The organism is Nocardioides guangzhouensis (assembly GCF_004519545.1).
Classification (GTDB): Bacteria; Actinomycetota; Actinomycetes; order Propionibacteriales; family Nocardioidaceae; genus Nocardioides; species Nocardioides guangzhouensis.
Genome location: NZ_SDKM01000024.1, coordinates 68,418 through 88,456, shown reverse-complemented (window position 1 = coordinate 88,456; position 20,039 = coordinate 68,418). Strand labels below are relative to the sequence as shown.

The following is a 20,039-nucleotide window of genomic DNA, read 5'->3' as shown; positions in this document are numbered from 1 at the left end:
GGAGTACCGCACGATGCCGATGGTCTGGTACATCCCGCCGCTGTCGCCGGTGATCGACGTGGTGCGCGACACCGGTGAGGATGCCGAGGACACCGGCAACCTGTTCGCGGCGATCGACGCGCTGCGGATCCCGGTCGAGTACCTCGCCGAGCTGTTCACAGCCGGTGACACGGTCCCGGTCGATGGGGTGCTCAAGAAGCTCGCCGCGATGCGCTCCTACATGCGCGACATCAACATGGGTCGCGACCCCGACGCCTCCATCCCTGCCGCGGTCGGGATGAGCGAGGAGGAGATGTACGACATGTACCGCCTGCTCGCGATCGCCAAGTACGACGAGCGTTACGTGATCCCTCCGGCGCACGCCGAGCAGGCGCACTCGCTGGAGGAGATCGCCACCGAGTGCTCGGTGTCGGAGTATGGCGGCGGCAACCCCGAGATCTTCGGTGAGGGCTCCGGCAGTCAGACCCCGCTCGCGGTTGAGAACTTTCGGATGCTCCAGGACCGGCAGACCTCCGACACGATCGCCTCGCCGGCCGACAAGGCCGCGCGGGTCAACCTGCTCAACTGGGACGGCAAGGGCGCACCGCCCGGGCTGTTCCCGCCTAAGGACGCCGAGCAGCACTACGGGCAGGGTCACGGGCAGGGGGGCGAGCAGTGAGGGGCGCGGCCACGCGGTCTCGTCAGCAGGCGGCCCTCAGTGCCGAGCAGCTCACGATCGCCTGGCAGGCCGCCTCCCTGCTGCTGGACTACCCCTCCGAGGAGCTGTTGGACCACGTGGCGCTGGTCCGCTCGGCGTCCCAGGAGCTGCCCGACCGGCTCGGTGACCCGCTCCGCGGGTTCGCCGACCACGTGGAGCGCACGCCGTTGGCCGACCTGCAGGCGGAGTATGTCGAGACCTTCGACACCCGGCGGCGGTGCAACCTGTTCCTCACCTACTTTGCGCACGGCGACACCCGCAAGCGCGGGATGGCGCTGCTGCGGTTCAAGCAGGCCTACCTCGCTGCCGGTTTCGAAGTCACCGACGAGGAGCTGCCCGACCACCTGTGCGTGGTGCTGGAGTTCGCCGCCACCGGCGACCAGTCCACCGGGCGCCAATTGATGCTCGACCACCGAGCCGGGCTGGAGCTGCTGCGGATGTCGCTGCGCGACCTGGGCTCACCCTGGGCCGGCGTCGTCGAAACTGTGACCGCGACGCTGCCACCGCTGGGCGGCGACGAGGTCGAGGCGGTCCGCCGGCTCGCCGCCGAGGGTCCGCCGGAGGAGGAGGTCGGCCTGACGCCGTACGCCACCCCCGGCTTCGACCCGGGACCGGCCGTGCCCGGCTCGCCGATCCCGCTGCCGATGCCCTCGTTCCCAGCCCACCCGACGGGAGCCCGCTGACCATGGACACCTTCTTGTGGGTGATCGTCCCCTACCTCTGCCTGACCACCTTTGTCGTTGGACATTTCTGGCGCTACCGCTACGACAAGTTCGGTTGGACCACCCGCTCCTCCCAGCTCTATGAGAACAAGCTGTTGCGGATCGGCAGTCCCTTGTTCCACTTCGGCATGCTCGGCGTCGTCGGCGGGCACATCATCGGGCTGCTGGTACCTCAGTCCTGGACCGACGCGGTCGGCATCAGCCACGAGGCCTACCACGTGGTGGCCGTCACCGGCGGCCTGCTGGCCGGCATCATGGCGGTCGTCGGCATGGTCATCCTGATCTACCGGCGCCGCACCGTCGGCCCCGTCTTCTCCGCGACCACCGTGATGGACAAGGTCATGTATGCCTTCCTGGCCGTGGTGATCGTGCTGGGCATGTGGAACACCATCGCCGGTTCGATCATGACCATCGGCGGGGAGTACAACTATCGCGAGGGTGTATCGGTCTGGTACCGGTCCTTCCTGGCCTTCCAACCCGATGCCTCGTTGATGGCCGACGCGCCGCTCGGGTTCCAACTGCACGCGCTGGTGGCCTTCGGGCTGTTCGCGCTCTGGCCGTTCACTCGCCTCGTGCACGTGTTCAGCGCGCCGCTGGGCTACGTGACGCGGCCCTACATCGTCTACCGCAGCCGTGACGACCAGCTCGGTAGCCACCGGCCCCGACCAGGCTGGGACCGCATCTCCCAATGAACGGCCCGACATCAGCCTCCCTGACCGAACGCGTCGATGACGAGCTGACGCCCGGCCGGCCGGACCCCCGCGTGAGCGACGTCATGCTCCGTCGTCCAAAGGTCCTCGATGCCCAGGCCACCGTCGACGAGGCACGCGTCGCCCTCGCCAACGACCATGTCCACATGGTGCTGCTGAGCCAGGGCAGCACCTTGGTCGGCACCCTGGTGCGAGCCGACCTGCCGCCCCCCATCCAGGGAAGTGACCAGGGGAGTGGCCCCGCATTGCCGTGGTCGACTCTGCGGAATCGGACCGTGCCGCCGGCGACCTCTGCCGACGCCGCCCGAGAACTCCTGATCGACCGTGGCCTGCGGCGGCTGGCCGTGGTCGACCACGACGGCACCCTGCTCGGGCTGATGTGTCTCAAGCGCACCCGGACGGGGTTCTGCTCAGACGAGGACGTCGCATCACGCGCCCAGTCACAGGTTCTGTCACGTCAAGCCGCGGACTGAGACGGACAGCAATGGGAGACCCCGCCGAGATCGACAGTGGCCGCAGCTGGGAGGACCAACGATCCACCTACGACGCCCTGCGTGCCAGATGCGCGGTAGCCCGCGAGGAGAGCAACTGGGTGGCGCTTAGACACGCAGAGGTCGTCGCAGCGGCGACAGACGCAGAGGCGTTCTCCAGCCAGGTCAGTGCCCGTAAGGCTATCCCCAACAGCCTCGATGGCACCGACCATGCCGCCTACCGCGCCGTGGTCGACCGGTACCTGACCGAGGAACGCGTGGCGCGGGAAGAGCCGCAATGTCGAGGGCACGCCGCTGCCATCATCGACGCCCTACCCCGCGGGGTGACCGTGAAGACCATCGCCCAGATCGGGACGCCGTACGCGGTGCGCTCGCAATCCACCTGGCTCGGCTGGCCCGCTGACCTGGAGGAAGAGTTGGTCGCGTGGATGCGCGACAACCGCGCCGCCACGGGGTCCGGGAACCGCGACAGGACTGCGGAGGTGGCCGAGCGGTTCGACCAGATGATCCGCGCAATGCTCGAGACCAGGCGCGGCACACCGATCACCGACGTCACCAGCGAACTGCTCAACGACACCGTGGAAGGTCGGCTACTGACCACCGAGGAGATCGTCTCCATCTTGCGGAACTGGACCGCGGGCGACCTCGGATCACTGGCGACCTCGGTCGGTGTCATCGTCCAATTCCTCGCGACGAACCCGAACATCCAGCGAGAGATGCGGACGCTCGTCGCCGCGAGTGATCGCGCGGCCCTGGCCGCGGCCGCCGAGGAGATCCTCCGCATTGACGACCCGTTCGTGTCCAACCGTCGCGTCGCCACCCGAGCCGTCAACCTTGGCGGCCAGGAGATAGGGAAGGGCCAACAGCTTCTACTGAACTGGACCGCAGCGAATCGGGACCCGCTCGTCTTCGGCGACCCCGATCGCTACGACCCCTCAAGGAATGCCGACGCGAACCTGGTCTTCGGCATCGGGCCCCATATCTGTCCCGGGCGCGCGCTGACGCTCATGGAACTGAGGGTGATGCTCGAGGAGCTCATCGGCAGGACCAACTGGATCGATCCCGCGCCAGACCGCCCGGCGGTCCGGGAGACACCGCCGGTGGGCGGTTGGGCGCGCGTCCCGATCGTGCTTCGCTGACACTGCGGGACCCCCAGGCACGAATCGGCAGCAACCCCTCGAGTTCGCACAGCACACGGCGCGCGTCCTCCTGTCGGGCCCGCCCAGGAGGGTGCCTAGCGCGAGCAAGGTTCGGGCCTCCCGGCGGGGCCAGCGAGGACCTTTGGCCCGAGGCCGAAGGTGCGAAGTGACGCAGCCTGGGGGTCATGAGTGCCCCTTCGATGCCGGCGGCAGCGGTCACCCCGCGGGACCCCTGGTTCCGACGTCACCCACCCCTTGCGCTGGCTGTCGCAGGGATCCTGTTCGCTGGCGTTCTCGGTCTGCGCATGTTGTTCGGCTCCCCAGTCGACGCCTACTCGATGCTCTACGCCCTGCCGATCGTCCTGATCGCCACCACATTCGGCCTCAGGGCCGGCACGGTCGCCGGGCTGCTCGCCGTCGGCCTCACCGTGCTGTGGGCGATGACCCAGAGCGTGCACCTCGCCCCGACCGGATGGGCCTCCCGGGTGCTGCCGCTCCTGCTATTGGGCGTGCTCCTCGGGCACGCGACAGACAGGGAACGACGGGCACACGAGGAGCATCGGCGACTTGAAGCCGCCGCGCTACTCCACCGTGAGGCGATAGAAATCAACGACTCACTGGTACAAGGCATGGCAGCAGCCAAGTGGTCGTTCGAAGCCGGCCAGGTGGAGACCGGCACACGGATCCTCGACAGGACCATTACGGATGCGCACGACCTCGTTTCGAGCCTGATTCGGCGCGCCGACATGGGTGCTCGCACCGAACCACCGCACGACCGCTCGACGTCGCTCCACGGCCCAATTCGCATACTCGACAGCTCCGATGGCCCGGCCGAACGCAGCTGGGCCGAGGCCGACATCCCCCAGCAGAGGGACGCATCTGCATGACGTCCAGACGAAACTGACCCACGCAACCGGCAGCGCTCGGCTCGACGGTTGTCCCGGGACACATTCAGCGCGACCCTGGTGGAGACGCAAAGGGAGGAGCGATGACCAACGACGAGAGATGGTTCCCCAATCACCTCAAAGAGCTCGGCGAGCCAGAGTGCCTCGAACTCCTGGCCGAGCACCACGTTGGAAGGGTGGCGTACTGCGACGACCTCGGGCCGGTCGTGCTGCCGGTGAACTACGCGGTCGACCAGGGCACCATCCTGATCCAAACCTCTCCGCACTCCACGCTCGCAAGTCGCCTGCGCACCGCGCCCGCGTCCTTTCAGATCGACGAGTTCGACGAGTACACCCAGACCGGCTGGAGCGTCCTGGTCCGCGGATCCGCGGCCTACGTCGACCCGACCGACCTGCCGGCAGACGAAGACCGCCCGCACACATGGGCGGAGGGCCAGCGCTCGCTCCACATCCGAATCACCCCACACGAGATCTCGGGCCGCCGTCTCCTGCCCGCCTGACCCGAATCCGGCTCAGAACTCCGGTGGCCCTGGAGACGTGCGACAGGTCCTCAACCACAGGGGTCTACCACGACCGAACTTCTCGCTCCGTGGCTGGACCTCACCGTCGGTTCCCCGGTTCGAGCTCTACGTGAGAAGTGACTACAGGTCGTAGTTCTGACCTGGGATGACTGCTGACCTGCGCAAACTCTGGGATTCAGGGCTCGTGGGCCGCGCCGGGGCCGCAGGTGACTGAGTCGCACGCGCGCCTGCGAGGGCGGTTCGACCCCAGTTTGCCCCTTTCACGGCTCTCGCCAGGATGATGAAGCCGACCACCGTGTGCTTTAGAAGTCATCGTCGTCGTCCTCGTCGGGCTCAACATCGTTCACGAGGTCTTCGTCCGATTCTGCGTCGTCTGGGTCCGGCTCCGGGCCCTGGTGCCCGAACACCGCATCGACGGCTCGCTTGGTGCGCTCGGCACTGTCCTCGACGAGGTGGGTGTAGGTGCGCAAGGTGAAGCCCGGGTCGGCGTGACCGAGGTACTCACTCAGGGCTTTGATCGACTCACCTTCATGGAGCGCTGTGCTGGCGTAGAAATGTCGGAGCGCGTGGCTGCCGTTCTCGCGTGTTACCGGCACCCCTGCTCGCTTCAGCGCCGGCTTCCAGATGAACGTGTTGATGTAGTTCCGGCCCAGCGCCTTCTTCTCGCGGCTGTACAGGAGCAACGAGAAGGTCGTGGGCTTCCCATCCGTCCTGTCCCACGGGAGGGTCACCTCGATCGGCGGATAGGCGGTCATGTGCGCGTTGATTGCCTCCAAGACCGCGTCGGGCAGCGGAATGTCTCGGACCTTCCGTCCCTTCGGCAGGCCGAACATCTGCCTATTACCGACCAGCTTGACCTGGCGCCGAACGTGCACCTCGCCGCGTTCGATGTCGATGTCCTCGGGGGAGAGCCCGAAGATCTCGCCCTGCCGCATACCGAGTCCGGCACCGAGCCAGACCATGAGTTGGTAGCGCGGAGGCAACTCGTCACGGACGGCCAGCACCCGGTCCCGGGTCCAGGGCACGACCTTGTGGTGCCCGCGCTTCGGGCGACGCACGGACCGTGCTCGGCACGGGTTCGCGACGATCAAGGCGTCGTCGACGGCCGCGGTGAAGACCGTCGACACGTTCGCGAAGATGATCTGTCTGTAGGACGGCGCGAGATCCGTGAGCGTGCGAAGCCAGCCTTGGATTGTCGAAGGCTGGATGTCATTCAGGTTCCGATTCCCGAGCACCGGAAACGCGTGCAGGCGGAACCTCAGCTCGACGGCGACGTGGGTGCCTTCATCGAAGGTTTGGGCCTCGAGCCACTTCCGGGCGTAAGTCTCGAAGAGGATCTTGCCCGCGTCAGGGTCGACGTACTGCCCCCGCACGAGATCGGCTGACACCGTGGCGGCGAAGCGGTCCGCGTCGACTTTGCGCTTGAAGCTCTTGTTGCGCTCCTTGCCATCCGGACCACGCCAGCGGACGCGGTACGACCTGAGGACCTGGCCGTTCTTGCCCCGACGCTCACGCCTTTCAACGTGGGCCATGGCGATCCGCCAGATGTTCATCGAGCCATGCGCGCACGGCCGTCGGCTCGTACCGAAGGTGCCGGCCGACGCGATACGCCTCAGGGCCGCAGCCCTTGTGGCGCCACTGGTAGAGCGTGGCGACCGGAATGCCGAGGAACTCGGCTACTTCGTCGGCGGAGAGCAGACGCTCTAAGTTCAGCCTTGGGCGGGGAACGGTCGCCTTCGTGCTAGAGACCTGGGACATCGAACTGTGCTCCCTTCTCGGGCGGACGGTGGATCAAGGCGGCATGTAGGTCGACCCGGCTCGCGCCAGGCGACGCCACGGCCCGCTCTGCCCGGGGCCGCAGATGCTCGCGAGCGGTTCTGATGACCGCGAGGTCGGTGGTGCGGGCGACTGGCACGAACCGCTCGCGAACCGGGTGGACCAGCCGTCCCTCGCCGCTCACCAGCCGAGGGACGGTCACGCGCTGAACGAATGCCCCACGCTCGACTCCGGCCTCGAGGACATCGCTGATGCGTTCGTCGATGCGGCGGAAGAGAGTCTGGAAGCCACCGAGCATCCGCGGCTCGATCACGGTGTCGGCTGGCAATGCCTTCATTCGGCTGACCGCGTTCGCAGCCTCTGCTGTGGCGACGGCCCCATCGCCGAGCCTTCCTCCGACGTTGCGGAGCTCGCGCTGGATCCGCGAGTACGTCGCGGCGCGGGCTTGCCACTGCTCGGCCAGCTCGGGATCGACCCGCTCCGCATATGGAATGAGTTGCGAGGTGAGCAGGCGCTGAGAGTCGACGATCAGGCGCAGGTTCATGGCGTTCGGGATCGACTTCAGTCGGACCAGGAGGTTGTGCTCGGCCTGGAGCACTCCGAGGACTCCCGGCTTGGCCGGTCCACGTATCGGCTTGGTCCGCGGCCGCCAGCCGGTCTGGTCGACGCTGTAGTCGGGCTGACCGAGGCTGACGTCGAGCGCCGTAGCGAGTGCCGCCCATCCGAGTCGATCGCAGCCGGCGAGCGACTCCCAGTCGGGTGTGTTTCGGTAACGACGATCCAGCACGACCAGTGCTTGGCTGATCGCCGCGACGTCGCCTGCGATGGTTCGGGCCTGGGCTGCCGTGAGGTGAACGGCCAGGTCGGGTGCAGTGTCGTGCTCGGCGAGTGCCGCACACCGTGCTGCCACGCGCCAGTGTTCGACGACGTCGTTCAAGCTCGGCGTCGCGAGCTCGGCACTGGACGCGGCCGGCGTCATTGCCTGGTCGTGAGCGAGTTCGAGGGCGCGGGCCAGTTCGCTAATTGCTGCGCCGTGCTCGTTCGTCGCGCGGAAGGGGTCTGCCGGCTTCTGCGGAATGTTCGGGAAGGTGAGCGGCTGTGCCACACGGATGGCTTGCGCGCACCAGGTGACGAGCGTGCGTCGGAAGCGAAGGATCTGTTGCCCGACCTCAGCCCGCTCGGTGGATGAGTCCGCGGCGAGGCGGTGCATCACCCGGTGCTGACGGAGGAGCGCTGCCAACTCCGTGCGCATCTGCGCGCCGTTCTCGCCGTACATCAGCCGATGTCCAGGTCGTGTGCGTCGACGAGCATCGCGAGGATCAGCTCTACCGACAGCGGGTCAATGCCGTAGCTCTCGAGCTCTTCGATGGCGTTGCTCGCGACGGCAAGCAGGATGTCCCGGTCGTCGGTGAGGTCCTCGGTGTCGAGTGCGGGGCACTCGTCGCCGTGGACCCGGTCGAGTGCGAGCAGCGCTCGCTCGTAGGCGGAGGATGCGTCGAGTGTCAGAGCTCGGTCGGCGAGCGCCGCTACGTAGGACCTCGCTTGAGCGAGCGTCTGTGCGTGGGGGAGAAGCATCGTCCCTCCTTCAGTGGGTCGGATACCGACTCTGAGCGGGCAGTCGTGGCTGGCGTTCGCTTGCTCGGACTTCTGTGGATGAGTCCGCGCACGAGCTGGCCATGGCCTGCTCCTGGACTCAGCCGATGAGTTGTTGGTTGGCGATCGCCGCGATCCGGCGCCTGCGGAGCACGTCCTCGCGGACGAATGCCGCGAAGTCTTCGTCCCGGTTCCGGATCTCGATCTCGATGCCTGCCTGGGGCGCTGACTCGCCTGGCCATGTCGTCTGCCGTGTGGGACGGTCGCGATCGAGCCGTGTGCCGCAGATCGAGACCCAGTCCCGCAGGCGGTAGCGAGCGTCGGAGAAGTCGCGCATCCATGCCATGGGAGCCGATGGTGATGCTGACTCGTGGTAGCAGCTCAGCCAGTGGGTGTGGAGCGCGGAGAGTTCCCAGACGAGCTCGTCGTGGCGGTGCCAGTACGGCGGCACGATGTTGGGCGGGAGGCCGAATGTGCTTTTGAGCCACTTAACCCAGTGGTCGAGGTCATGCCACTCGATCTCGGCCTGCTCGGCGTCGAGGAGGTTCCAGTTGATTGGGGCCGGAGGGAGTTCGAGCAGGTCGGTCACGCTGCGGTAGGCGTCACCGTCGTCGGGCTCGTCCGGGAACGCACTCATCGCCACGTCCGGTCAGAGGCCGATGGCGGGTGGCTGCGGCACAGCGGTCAACGGCCGGTCGACGGCGTGGCGTCCGCGCTGAACGACGTAGTCGGTCTTGTTGGCGTTGTGGCCGATCTTGCGGGCGACGAATTCTTCCTTGACGACGCTGCCCCCGCGGCCGTCGACCTCGTACTCGTGGACGTAGCCGCTCGCGAGGAACGAGTCGCCTTTGCGGAAGCGGGCGTAGGTCTCGCGGGCGGTGCTCTCGAACGCCACCATGTCGTGGAAGGTCGGGTCGAGCTTCGTGAAGCTGCCATCGACCTCCTTGCGCCACTGCTCTACGCCGACGCGCATGCGGCAGCACTCGGCGCCCTGCTTGGTGAAGTGGAGTTCCGGCGCTGATGCGACGAAGCCGACGAGGCTCATCTGGGTCGGAATGGACATCCTGCCTCCTGAGTCTGGCAGCCCATCGTGCGAGCTGCGGTCAGCAGCAAGGTGCGCGGTCGAGGACAAGGCACTGGGTTTCCGGAGCTACATTCGCGACCGCGTCTCGCACGCGTGGACCGTGATCGTCGATTGCGGTCACGAAGTGTGAGTAGATTGCGGCGATGCCGAGGACGATCAGACTTGACGGCTCGGAGTGGTCACCCGAGACGCTCCAGAAGCCACACACTTCATCACTTGCGGCGGCCCAGTGGCGGGCGGAAGCGCGAAGCCTGGCAAGCCCGTCAGTGCTGCTCGGCATCGCTGCAGTTGCCTGTACCGCAGCCGCGTCGGACGCCCGGACGTTGCTCCGTGCCGAGTTCGGATTCGGGAAGGCCAGAGCAGATGCGTCCGTCAGGGTGGGTGCAGCGCTTGGCGAGGATTCCGGAGTCTCAAAATCGGCGCTGGGATACCTAGCCGGCGTCAAGATGTCAGGAGCACAGCAGTGGGCATTGACCACGATGCTGGCCGGGAGCACCCAGGACACCGGGGCCTCCGGAGCGACCGTCAGCCCGACAACTGTCAAACGCTCAGGGGGGCCGAAGGCGCTTGGCAGGCTGGCTCGCAAGGCTGTTAAGACAGGTGATCGTCCCAGCCAAGCAGTGTGTGCGGCATTGCTGGCGTCACGACTGGATAGCAACGATGCAGGCCTCTCGGCCCATGGGCTTACCGAGGCACTCTCGAATACTTTCATGGGGCCGAGGAGGGCCTCAGCTACACAGAAGGCGACCGACCGGCTTCTGGTAGCTGCGTACGCCATGTCCGGCCTATCGACGACCGGACTCGATTTGGGTTCACAAAGATGGGTTGGCGCGCCCGCAGGCTGGCGCCATCAGGCCGCGCCGTGGCTGCTTCCGCTTCTCGACGAGGCGACCTCGCCAGCACTGGTTCAGCTCCTCGATGCTGCCAGGGCCCGCGGTCTGAAGTTCGCCGCTCCCGGCACGACACCCTTTGTTCACGAAGACTCTCGAGACGTCACCGAGTACATGCGGAACATCGCGGTGGGCCAAGCGAGTGCGCTAACCAAGTGGACCGATTGGCCCACCTGGTTCGGTGGCGATCCGAGCGGGGCGCAGGTCCTACTCACCCAGGATGACGATTACGCCTATGCGTGGGTTGGACGTGGCGGCCGGGGGCAGTTAGTTGCCTTCGACACGACCGACTTCATCGGCTGGGGACTCGATGAGCCAGGCATGACGCAGGCCCTCGCGTACGCCCTTGGGTGGTACGTCGACGTTTCCATTAGCCTTCGAGCTTCCCCGGGTGGCACCCCAACGGTGAAGCGTGCCGCGGGCGGATCGAAGGCCCAGGGAATCACCTACAAGCCGACTCCGGCATACGGCACGCAGCGCGCGGGCGTGGCACTGGGTCACCACAGCCCGCCGAAGCCGCACATGCGCGCCGCCCACGTGCGGAACCTGGGTTACGGAACGCCGAGCGAAGAGGCACTGAGCCACGCGCCCGCGAAGTATCGGAGCCAGATGGGCCTCCACGAAACCTGGATCCGAAGCGCAAGCGTGGGTGGCGCCGCAGCTCAGGCTGAACTGGAAACCCACCTAAGCAAGTACTCAGCGTTGGCGGATGCGCTCGGATTGATGGATCGAAGTTCCGACGCGTAGGGTCCGGTGCTGGCTACCGGGACGTCCAGCGTCGGAGGTCGGTGACGATCGGTGGGGCGCTTCGGAGAAGCACGAGGCCGGTCCCGAACGGAAGCGTCCGGATCCGCTCCGGTGGCATCACAGCGACCCGCCGACTCGATCGCTGGAGCGAGCGTTGTCCGTAGTCGCCGATGCTCACCGTGTCGGTGCGTTCGTCGCGTTCCCCGATGAGGACCGAGAGCTCCTGGAGATCCTTCGAGGCTGACGCACCGCCGAGGATGACCTTGACGATGCTCGCGTCCCAGATCGTGCTGGCCGCATGGTCGCCCCACTTGCTGCGCGCCTGCGCCAGCGACTGCAGAACGGGCATCGTCGTGATCCCGGTCCCGCCGCCCTCCGCCATCAGCACCGGAAGCGAGGGGAGCGGCGCGAGGTTGCCGATCTCGTCGAGCGCCATGAGCACGGGAGGGTCCAGGCGTGAGCCGGGTGAGGCGGCGGCAAGGTGACGGGCGACCTCGGTGAGGTCTTCCAAGAACGCGGCGACGAGCGGCCACGCGGCACCCGCGCCAGCACCGGTGGCGAGCAGGTACAGCGTGCCGTTCTTGGTGAGGAAGTCGCGCGGGTCGAACGCCTCGCCGGCCTCCGGGCTGACGGCGTCGAGCACGGCAGGGTCGGCGAGGCAGGAAAGGGCTTGAGCGACGGCCATCCAGATGGAGTCACGTGTGCGCGGATCAGAGGTGATCATGCCTTCGAGCGAGTCCGACCATCCCGCAGCGGCTTGCGGGTGACTGGCGAGGATGCCGACGGCGTCGGTTGCGGCAGACGCGGACAGTGACCACTCGAAGAGGGCCCGAGTCGGAAGCTGCTCCAGCGCTGCCGCATGGAGGAGCCCTTGGAGTGCGGAGCGGGCCTTGCCTTCCCAGAAGCCGCCGGACTCCGTCCCGCCGGTGGAGAGTCCCGTCGACGACGCCAGTCCTGAAGCGCGGATCATCGCGGTCAAGGGCTGTTCGCAGCCGCGGATCGGCGACCATCGGACGCCGCAGCCGTCGGCTGCGGGCAGCCCCGCGGTGAGGTGCTGCGGGTCGAAGACGGCGACCGGCCCGCGGTTCTTCCGTGCGGCGAAAGTGGCGGCGATGTTGTCCGGCCGCGTGGAGGTGGTGACGACGGCACCGGGCGCGTCGAGGATGGCATTGATGACGAGGTGCAGGCCCTTGCCAGAGCGTGGCGGACCGATCACGAGAATCGAGTCCTCAACCGACGCCCAGATCTCGCGGCCACAACTGCGCCCGATCAGGTAGCCGACGTCGTTCGCGCGGGGATGGCGGATCGACGGACGGAGGGTGGCGGCGCGTCGTACCAGAGCCTTCTTCGACGCGGTCGTGTCGATGTCCCGGGCGGTTGCCGTGCCTTGGATGCGGTGGGGATCTCGAGCAGCCCGGTGCCGCAGCCGAGCGACCACTCGCCACACGCACCAGACCAACGCTGCGAGGACGACGAGGAACAGCGTCACCACGCACCAGTACGCGATCGCTGACAACCCGGGCGCCTCGAAGGCTCGCGCCGGCCGGCCAGGATCGGTCAGGACCCGCAGTCCGCTCGCGATTCCGCCTTCGGGCGTCGTCGCGCCCGTTGCGACCGCGGCGGCCGTGGCTGCGGTGCGGAGCACCAGCGCCAGAGTGCACGCCGCCACCATCCCGATGAGTGTCAGGTTCACGAGCTCGTCGTTCGCGCCACGTGCTGCGGGGATCATGCCGGCGCCTCGAACGGGGTGACCGTGCGTGAACTCATCCCGAGGAGCACGAGCCCGCCGCGGGTTGCTGCGAGCAGCGCGGGCGGGAGGTTGAGTGAAGCTTTGCCTTCGGCATCGGCGTTCTGGCGTACGACGACGTACGCCAGCGCGACCTCCTCACCTGGCTGGAACCCGGCACGAACGAGCGCAGGACTTGACGAGCTGGGTGACGGCTCCGCGGCGGCTGGAGCCGAGGACTCTGGGGGAGTCGCGACGTCGGTGAACGTCGAGCCGTCGGCCTCGCGTACCTCGACGCGCACAGGCGCGCCGAGATCTGAAGTGATCTCGTCGATCACGGCGCGAAGGTCGCCACGGGTCCTGGCCTGTTCGGAATCGCGCGGGACACCGTCGACGTCGACCGCGAGCACGCCGTCGGCGTCGATGGCGACGTGAACGACGCTCAGCACGACGGGGATCTTCATAGCCCGAGCACCGCCCCATCGCGGCGTGCAGTGGTGGTGACAGCAGCTGTCCCGGTGCGGTGGCTGAGGGCTTCTCGGTCGAGCCCAGGCGGGTTGCCGTCGCCGACCTGCTGGGTGTCGAGCTTGTCGAGGATGCCGAGCGCGGTCGCGCGGACGCGTTCGGCGGTTGACTGGACGATCTCGACCGGGGTCTTGCCGGGGACACTCGCTGCCCAGGTCGACACGTACGGCACCGTGTAGGAGGAGGTGTCGAGCCCGTGGGCGGCACCGACCATGAGCGCGACTGATTCGGCTTCCACCTCGGTGATCCCACGGTGCAAGGTCGCGTCGGCAGCGGACTCGGTCGACAGGGCGTTCTCCGGTGGCGCGTGGATGAGAACATGGCCGAGTTCGTGGGCGAGCGTCTTCACCTGGGCCGCCTCGTCCATGTCCATACGGACCGAGACCTCGCGGGAGAGGAAGTCGGTCAGGCCGTTCGCGCCGCCGATCGCCGCCGCCGAGGAGACGAGCCGGAGCTCGAAGCCGGCGGCCGTGATCTGGTCTGCCAGTCCGTCCCACAGCCCGGCCGGCGCTTGGCGCTGGAGCAGGGACGGGCGGGGGAGTTCGGGCACAGGGTCGCCTGTGGTCTGGGAGATGTCCCAGACGTAGGTCGGCTTGACCCCGATCATGCGGGTGCGGGCGTACTCGCCGGACATCGGCTTCTCGTTGCGCGCCAAGCGTCGCCAGGAGTTCGGGTCGTCGGGCGTGAACGAGGCGAACCGGCCCGTGACGGGGGCGAGGATGCCGTAGCCGTGCTGGCCTTTCGCGACGCTGCGTCCGAGCGAGAGCCACTGGTGGAAGCCGGCGACGTACGTCGGCGTCGGCTCAGGCACCCGGCCCTCGTTGTACGCCGCGAAGTGCTGCGCCGCGATCAGCATCGAGTTCGCGAAGCTGCGCCCGCGGAACTGTGCCGCGAAGGTAAGGGCGCGCTTCCAGTCCTCCCCGGTCACCAGCGTCGCGACGGACTCGGACAACTGCTCCTGGAGCGCTTCGAGCTTCGCTTCGCGGGCCGCTCGACCGCGAAGGTGAGTGGTCATGACGCTGCTCCCGTCATGCGTCCGGTGGTGTCGAAGAGCTCGAGCTCGGCGGGGTGCATCTGGTGCTGGATTACGAAGGAGCGGCTCTTGATCCGCCATAGTCCCTGCCCGGTGCCGAGGGTGGGGATCAGTGACTGCTCGGTGCCGGTGAGTCCGAGGGCCGCCGAGGTGGCACCGAGTTGGTCGGCTTCCTGGCGGTAGACGATGCGGGTCTCGGCGTTCGCGAGGAGCGAAGACGCGAGAGCGCGCATGGCGGAGCCGGAGTCGCCGACGTTGTCGAGGTCGGTGAGCTTGTGGAAGATCAGCATGTTCGCGATGCCGTAGTGCCGCGCGAGGCGCCAGTGGGCGTCCATCCGGCGCAGCAGTGCAGGGTGGGATATCAGGCGCCAGGCCTCGTCGTACACGACCCAACGCTGGCCACCGCTCGGGTCGAGCAACGCCGATTCCATCCACGCCGACGCGCAGGTCATCAAGACCGAGATGAGCGTGGCGTTCTCGGTGACGCGAGACAGATCGAGGGAGATCATCGGGAGGCTCGGGTCGAACGCCACCGTCGAGGGGCCGTCGAATAGCCCGGCGAGGTCGCCCGCCACGAGGCGCCGAAGCGCGTGACCGACCAGTCGTCCGTCCTCCGTGAGGCGGCCGTCGGGATCGTCGGCCGGATCCGGGGCGAGGAGCCGGTCCACGACCATCGGGAGAACCGGGACGTCGGCCCCACGCACCGTGCGGTCGATGGCGATGTCGACGGCCGTGTGCTCGAGTGGGGTGAGCCGGCGGTCGAGCACAGTCTCCGCCAGGGCGCCGACGAGATCGCGGCGACGGGATGCGACCTGGCTCGCCCACTGGACATCGTCGTAGCCGGACGGACGGTGCCCCTCGTCCAGAGGATTCAGACGGTTGGCCATGCCATGGCCCAGCGCGATGGCCCGCCCGCCGACCGCCTCTGCGACGGCGGTGTGCTCGCCCTTGGGGTCGCCGGGGACGTAGACACGTCGGCCGAACGGGATCGACCTTGTGTAGAGGCTCTTGGCGAGGCAGGACTTGCCGGAGCCCACGATGCCGGCGAGTACGAGGTTCGGTGCGGTGATGAGCCCGCGTGCGTAGAGGATCCAGGGGTCGTAGACGAAGGAGCTCCCGGAGTAGAGGTCCTGGCCGACGAACACGCCTTCGCTGCCGAGGCCGCCTTCAGCGAGGAAGGGGTACGCGCCCGCCAGGGTCGCCGAGGTGTCCTGGTGGCGTGGCACGCGGAATGGTCCGGGCGTCCGCAGTGCGGAGGGGCCGTGTTCGCCGGCGCGGGCGAGCGTCACGGTCGCCCGCTTCTCCGCAGACAGTTCCTCGGCCTTCCGCTTGGCTTCGGCGCGCCGGGCTTCGCGGTCGGCGGACAGGAGTTCTCGTGCCGCGGCCTTGCGGAGCCTGCGATCGTGCCGCCGTTCTCGTCCCGGTGAGACGAGTACGGCGGAGTGGAGGCGCCCGTCCTGCCACCCGGTCACAGCGACATCCCTGGCTGGTGCGTGGAGCGCTGAACCGGAGCGAATGACGGGTAGTCGCGGATGTCGTGGGCGATCGTCGCCTCGATCTCGTGCGCCCGATCCACGCATTCGGCGATCTGGTGGATCATCTCGGCGGCGCGATGAAGCTCCCAGGACTCCGTGTACGACGCGGCGCGCACGGCGTTGGCATCGCCGTTCATCCACGCCTGCTTGCGAGGCGGCCCGTCGTGGAACTCGCCGAGCTGGTGCAGTGACTGGCTCAGCGATGCGAGAGCGGAGCTGATGGAACCCAGAACCGCGTAGATCGCGGTCGGGTCGTCGATCGTGCGCGTCGCGTGAGCAAGGCCGCGGACTGCCTCCCGGAGTTCGTCGGCGTCGGCGACCGGGTCGTTGAAGGTAGGCATCGGTGGCTCCTCGGTCGATGGCTTCATCGATGAGGTGCACGGGGCGCGCCGCCGTGTCGCCGGGAGAAGGGCCGGTGACCGACCTACCCTGTGGCCGTGGCCGACCTGACGGAGCCTTGCCCGAACTGCGACACCCTGATGCGCTGGGAGACCTCTCACGAACGCTGCGACGGCTGCGGTTACATCAGGCCCTGCTGCGAGGGCGCTCCCTGCAGCTGATCCGGCCTATTCGTCGGCGGCGTCGCCGATATCCCGGCGGCGGACACGGCGGCGCTTGCCGGTCTTGCGAAGCACCGGCCAAGGCTCGCGGACTGCCCGACCGTTGCGGCGGTTCTTGTGAGGCTTACAGAGCTGGCAGCCCTTGTGCTGCCGGTGAGGCGAGTGCGCCATCGTGACGACTCCGATCCGTGAACAACACCCGCCACGGAGGGCGGGGTTGGTGCGGGATCTCGGCCATGGTTAGAAGGCTACGCCGGACATCCGACATTTTCGGACGGCGGATTGGGCTCGACGGCCGCCTGCGAAGGCCGCATGAACTACTCGGCGATCGGCCATATCAGGTCGCCGCGGCCGGACAGCTCCGCTACCGCTCGCTGACAGCCGGACTGCCACCGCCCACTTAGGTCTTGGAACGACGCCACAGGCGTCTGATCGCACGTGCGGCCGTGCCATTAGCAGCCGCCTTGCCCGGCGAAGCTTGTGGGTCGGTGGAGGGCCGCGTCGTACGCGCTTGCCTTGAGCGCCGGCGGCGTATTGGTCAACGTGGGCCGGTCTGGTGAACCGCCTGGTGAGAGGACCGGTCTTCCATCGCCACCCGCGTGCGCGGTCAGGATCCAGCGGGCGCCGTCCGCGACCAGCCAAACCACCACCGGCCTGTCTCGACAAAGTCTCGTGAGCTCACGCCACTTGCGGCCCGCATTGTTGTTGGTGTCGGCCGCTGGGTCGGCCGCGAATCGCATCCACGCCCGGACCAGTTTCTCGAGGCTGTCAGATCCAACCGTCCTTGCCTTGGCTTCCATCGCCAGCACGACGCGTCCGGCAGGGTCGTACGTGACCGCATCGAACTCGCCCATCTCGAAGCCGGCCTGCTGCGAAGGCCAGCCGTGATCGAGAATTAGCTCGGCGGTGGCGCCAATCTGGATTACGTACTCCAGGTTCACCGACACCCCGGTACCGCTCTTGGAGAACAATGCGTACCGGCCGATCGGAGCCTTCTGTCGAACCGTGGGCAGCGTGACGTAGCCAGCCTCATCGACAAGCGCAATCCCTGCAGCGACCGCACGCAGAAAGCTCGTCGACTCGTCGTGTCGGAGCCCACGTCGTGGCATCACGATTGCCGGAGAGACGACGTCTGGCCTTCGAGCGGCGAACACCTCAGCTCGATTCATGAGCAGCGCCAACATCTCGCACACACTCGGCGAATCGGGATTGTTGTCTCGCCCGGTTTCGCGTAGCTGCCTGGCCAACCACTTCCCGTCCACCGCTTGCTCCTTCCTCACGGAGCGTAGAACGCGGGTCCGACATTCCGGCGAATAGAAGACCCCGCAGGCGTCTCGGGTCGCCTGCGGGGTCTGGCCAGAATCATCGAGAACGCGCGGCGGCGTTGTCCCGGGAACTCCGAAATCTCCACGACGTTCGGATGCATCCCGGCAGACCCGACCGCGTCGCGCCCTAGATGTCGAAGTCGTCGTGTGTTGCAACTCGGGCGAGCTCGATCTGGCCGGATGGAAGCACCCAGTAGTGGATGCGTCGGGCGGAGGGGGTGTTGACCTGGAGGCTCGCCCGCCAGGCGACTGCGCCATCATCCCGAACCCGCACCGGGTCGTCGCCTCCCGAACCCGTGCGTAGCTGGTGGACCTCGCGGCTGGGGAGCTGCGGTGCCAATCCAGTGACGATCTCGAAGACGACGTCGGCGACCTTCTCTGCCCTGATCCCTTCGAGTCGTTCGAGCGATTCGAGGAACCGTGGGCCAATCAGGAAGTCGGCGAGCGGGCGGTTTCGCTGTTCGCTGGGAAGGGTGCGGGTAGCCCACTGGGTGAGGACGAAGTACCGGAAGCCCTGCTCGGGGTCGGCGAATCGCGGACCGTTTCCAGCCGGGCGCTCCGACTTGCTGGTGCTGGTTGCCTTCCTGAGCCGCGCACGCGTCGACTTCAGGTCGTTCTCCGCCTTGTTCGCCCGCCGCTCGGCCTGGTCCAGCAGGAATCGGAGCTGCTCACGCTCGTCGGCCCCCGCGTGCATTTGGGTCTGGAGGTTGACGACCTCGCGCTTGAGTCCGGCAATCTCGGCCGTGAGCCCGTCAACTTTGAGCAGCAGGGCTCGGGTCGATTCGGTCGGCCGGTGAGCGGCAGGGCGCGTCGATGCCGGCCGCGGGTTCGGTCCGGGGCGGCTCCTATCGAGCATGGCCGGGCTCGGCCGCGGCGTCGCGGCTGCGGCTGCCGGGGGCTGCGTGGGCGCCGGCGTCTCGGTCACCTGCACGGGCATCGGAGCCGGCGGCGGCATCGGCAAGGAGGTAGCAGCCTCACCCTCGTCGGCCTCGGAGTGCTCCGGCTCCTCGCGCAGCCACGGCGGTCCGCCCGGTAGCAACGAGGGAGCCGACACGACCGGCTCGTCGTCGTCGACATCATGGAGGGCGAGTGCCCAATCCGGTCCCGTCGCCGTTATCCGGGCGGGTATGACCTCGCCGACGGTCATGAGCGTGCGGAGGTCGTCCGCAGGGTTCGCGGTGACGTCAGCACGACGGACCGAGACGACAACGGGCGGTGAGGTGGTCTGGGGATAGAGGACCAGGTCTGCCTTCCCATTGCGCACCTTCGCGACCTTGCTGAGTACGACGTCACCGACGGCGTATGCCGCGAGGGCCTCAGCATGCGGCCGGAGGCTCTGTCTGATGTCGACCCGGTTGCTGTCGGCGTCGTACCAGCCCTCGATCCGCAGCCCTGCTGCCACGATGCGTTCGATCGGGACGTCCTCGACCGTGAGCTCCTCTGCGATCGCGGCGGGGAACAGATTGCCGACGTCCACGAGTGCTCGGCCGGCGACGACCATCTTCACCGTGGTGTCGACCTTGCGGAGTTCGCGGGTGGGGACGGACTGGAGGAGCCCGGCCGCTGCGGCCATCCGAAGCATGTCGGAGATGAGCTTCTGTGTGGCGCGTTCGCCGTCGGCTTCGTTGAAGGCGAAGCGGAGCGGCGACTTCGAGAGGTCGGAGGCCCACTCATGTCCGACGGGGTAAACGCGGCCGGCGCCACCGTAGACCTGCGTTCCCTCCGCCATCCGATTGGAGAAGTCCCAGGTGAACGGCCCGGTGGGCATCAGATAGACCTCGGCGAGGCTTCCGGCCTCACGTGCGATCTCCTCGACATCGATCCAGGGCTTCGTGCGTCCCGCTGGGATTGTCACCACGGCGACTGGGCGCCTGCGACTGTTGCCGTTCAGGAGGTCAGCCAGGGCGCTCGCAGAACGCTCGTCGTTGATGAGTTGGACCGTGGCCACGAATGTGAGCCTAGGAAGGTGGCCCGACAGAAGTTGGGGAATCTCCAGACCCCGACTCTCCCAGGCTTGCAGTCACGTCGGCGTCGGAGGGCGGACGCTCCGAATCCCAGAC

The 20,039-nt window shown here is 67.6% G+C and carries 20 protein-coding genes and 1 pseudogene; 8 read left to right on the top strand and 13 right to left on the bottom strand.

Translation table 11 applies throughout. The features are described 5' to 3' along the window. The 7 genes and pseudogenes from narY to EKO23_RS16240 form a co-directional block, all read left to right on the top strand. Positions 1-658: pseudogene (gene narY, locus EKO23_RS16270) on the top strand (nitrate reductase subunit beta); the annotation flags it as partial. Continuing rightward, the gene (narJ, locus tag EKO23_RS16265; RefSeq protein WP_134719164.1) at positions 655-1,380 is read left to right on the top strand and encodes a nitrate reductase molybdenum cofactor assembly chaperone; all 726 of its coding nucleotides are present in this window, start codon (positions 655-657) and stop codon (positions 1,378-1,380) included. The pseudogene narY and the gene narJ, both read left to right, overlap by 4 nt. Positions 1,381-1,382: 2 nt before the next feature. Continuing rightward, positions 1,383-2,111, top strand: coding sequence for a respiratory nitrate reductase subunit gamma (gene narI / locus EKO23_RS16260; protein ID WP_134719162.1), 729 nt, complete (start codon positions 1,383-1,385; stop codon positions 2,109-2,111). Beyond that, positions 2,108-2,602 (top strand): CBS domain-containing protein, encoded by a 495-nt coding sequence (locus EKO23_RS16255; protein ID WP_134719160.1) that lies wholly within the window; start codon positions 2,108-2,110, stop codon positions 2,600-2,602. Before narI ends, EKO23_RS16255 begins: the two co-directional genes overlap by 4 nt. An 11-nt stretch (positions 2,603-2,613) precedes the next feature. After that, a complete protein-coding gene (locus EKO23_RS16250) occupies positions 2,614-3,759 on the top strand; it encodes a cytochrome P450 (protein WP_134719158.1) in 1,146 nt (381 codons plus the stop codon). Positions 3,760-3,944: 185 nt separating this feature from the next. After that, positions 3,945-4,646, top strand: coding sequence for a DUF4118 domain-containing protein (locus EKO23_RS16245; protein WP_134719156.1), 702 nt, complete (start codon positions 3,945-3,947; stop codon positions 4,644-4,646). Positions 4,647-4,747: 101 nt separating this feature from the next. Next, on the top strand, positions 4,748-5,164 hold the full coding sequence (locus tag EKO23_RS16240) for a pyridoxamine 5'-phosphate oxidase family protein (RefSeq protein ID WP_134719154.1): 417 nt from the start codon (positions 4,748-4,750) through the stop codon (positions 5,162-5,164). A gap of 323 nt (positions 5,165-5,487) precedes the next feature. Here the strand turns inward: EKO23_RS16240 and EKO23_RS16235 are convergent, their stop codons facing one another. From EKO23_RS16235 to EKO23_RS16210, 6 genes are all read right to left on the bottom strand, one after another. Continuing rightward, positions 5,488-6,738, bottom strand: a complete 1,251-nt coding sequence (locus EKO23_RS16235; RefSeq protein ID WP_246051129.1) for a tyrosine-type recombinase/integrase — start codon at positions 6,736-6,738, stop codon at positions 5,488-5,490. Further along, positions 6,704-6,943: a helix-turn-helix transcriptional regulator gene (locus tag EKO23_RS16230; RefSeq protein WP_134719152.1), complete on the bottom strand. Its 240-nt coding sequence runs from the start codon at positions 6,941-6,943 to the stop codon at positions 6,704-6,706. The genes EKO23_RS16235 and EKO23_RS16230 overlap by 35 nt, the downstream gene beginning before the upstream one ends. Then, positions 6,927-8,237, bottom strand: a complete 1,311-nt coding sequence (locus tag EKO23_RS16225) for a hypothetical protein (protein WP_134719150.1) — start codon at positions 8,235-8,237, stop codon at positions 6,927-6,929. The genes EKO23_RS16230 and EKO23_RS16225 overlap by 17 nt, the downstream gene beginning before the upstream one ends. After that, positions 8,237-8,536 (bottom strand): hypothetical protein, encoded by a 300-nt coding sequence (locus tag EKO23_RS16220; protein WP_134719148.1) that lies wholly within the window; start codon positions 8,534-8,536, stop codon positions 8,237-8,239. The genes EKO23_RS16225 and EKO23_RS16220 overlap by 1 nt, the downstream gene beginning before the upstream one ends. A 118-nt stretch (positions 8,537-8,654) precedes the next feature. Next, positions 8,655-9,191, bottom strand: a complete 537-nt coding sequence (locus EKO23_RS16215; RefSeq protein ID WP_134719146.1) for a hypothetical protein — start codon at positions 9,189-9,191, stop codon at positions 8,655-8,657. Positions 9,192-9,203: 12 nt separating this feature from the next. Beyond that, positions 9,204-9,617 (bottom strand): single-stranded DNA-binding protein, encoded by a 414-nt coding sequence (locus EKO23_RS16210; RefSeq protein ID WP_134719144.1) that lies wholly within the window; start codon positions 9,615-9,617, stop codon positions 9,204-9,206. Positions 9,618-9,781: 164 nt separating this feature from the next. Here EKO23_RS16210 and EKO23_RS16205 point away from each other — a divergent pair, with 164 nt between their 5' ends. Continuing rightward, positions 9,782-11,275: a hypothetical protein gene (locus EKO23_RS16205; protein ID WP_134719142.1), complete on the top strand. Its 1,494-nt coding sequence runs from the start codon at positions 9,782-9,784 to the stop codon at positions 11,273-11,275. A 13-nt stretch (positions 11,276-11,288) separates the two neighbouring features. On the opposite strand, the gene EKO23_RS16200 is transcribed toward EKO23_RS16205, so the two are convergent. The 7 genes from EKO23_RS16200 to EKO23_RS16170 all read right to left on the bottom strand — a co-directional run bounded on the left by EKO23_RS16200 (position 11,289) and on the right by EKO23_RS16170 (position 19,927). After that, positions 11,289-13,004 (bottom strand): type IV secretory system conjugative DNA transfer family protein, encoded by a 1,716-nt coding sequence (locus EKO23_RS16200; protein WP_134719140.1) that lies wholly within the window; start codon positions 13,002-13,004, stop codon positions 11,289-11,291. Continuing rightward, on the bottom strand, positions 13,001-13,450 hold the full coding sequence (locus EKO23_RS16195; RefSeq protein WP_134719138.1) for a hypothetical protein: 450 nt from the start codon (positions 13,448-13,450) through the stop codon (positions 13,001-13,003). The genes EKO23_RS16200 and EKO23_RS16195 overlap by 4 nt, the downstream gene beginning before the upstream one ends. Positions 13,451-13,461: 11 nt before the next feature. After that, the gene (locus tag EKO23_RS16190; protein WP_134719136.1) at positions 13,462-14,541 is read right to left on the bottom strand and encodes an ArdC family protein; all 1,080 of its coding nucleotides are present in this window, start codon (positions 14,539-14,541) and stop codon (positions 13,462-13,464) included. Continuing rightward, positions 14,538-16,139: an ATP-binding protein gene (locus EKO23_RS16185; protein WP_342773608.1), complete on the bottom strand. Its 1,602-nt coding sequence runs from the start codon at positions 16,137-16,139 to the stop codon at positions 14,538-14,540. Before EKO23_RS16185 ends, EKO23_RS16190 begins: the two co-directional genes overlap by 4 nt. Then, positions 16,028-16,435, bottom strand: coding sequence for a hypothetical protein (locus tag EKO23_RS16180; RefSeq protein WP_134719134.1), 408 nt, complete (start codon positions 16,433-16,435; stop codon positions 16,028-16,030). The genes EKO23_RS16185 and EKO23_RS16180 overlap by 112 nt, the downstream gene beginning before the upstream one ends. A 671-nt stretch (positions 16,436-17,106) precedes the next feature. Then, positions 17,107-17,916 (bottom strand): hypothetical protein, encoded by an 810-nt coding sequence (locus EKO23_RS16175; RefSeq protein ID WP_134719132.1) that lies wholly within the window; start codon positions 17,914-17,916, stop codon positions 17,107-17,109. A gap of 190 nt (positions 17,917-18,106) precedes the next feature. Beyond that, positions 18,107-19,927, bottom strand: coding sequence for a hypothetical protein (locus EKO23_RS16170; protein ID WP_134719130.1), 1,821 nt, complete (start codon positions 19,925-19,927; stop codon positions 18,107-18,109). Positions 19,928-20,039: the final 112 nt, after the last annotated feature.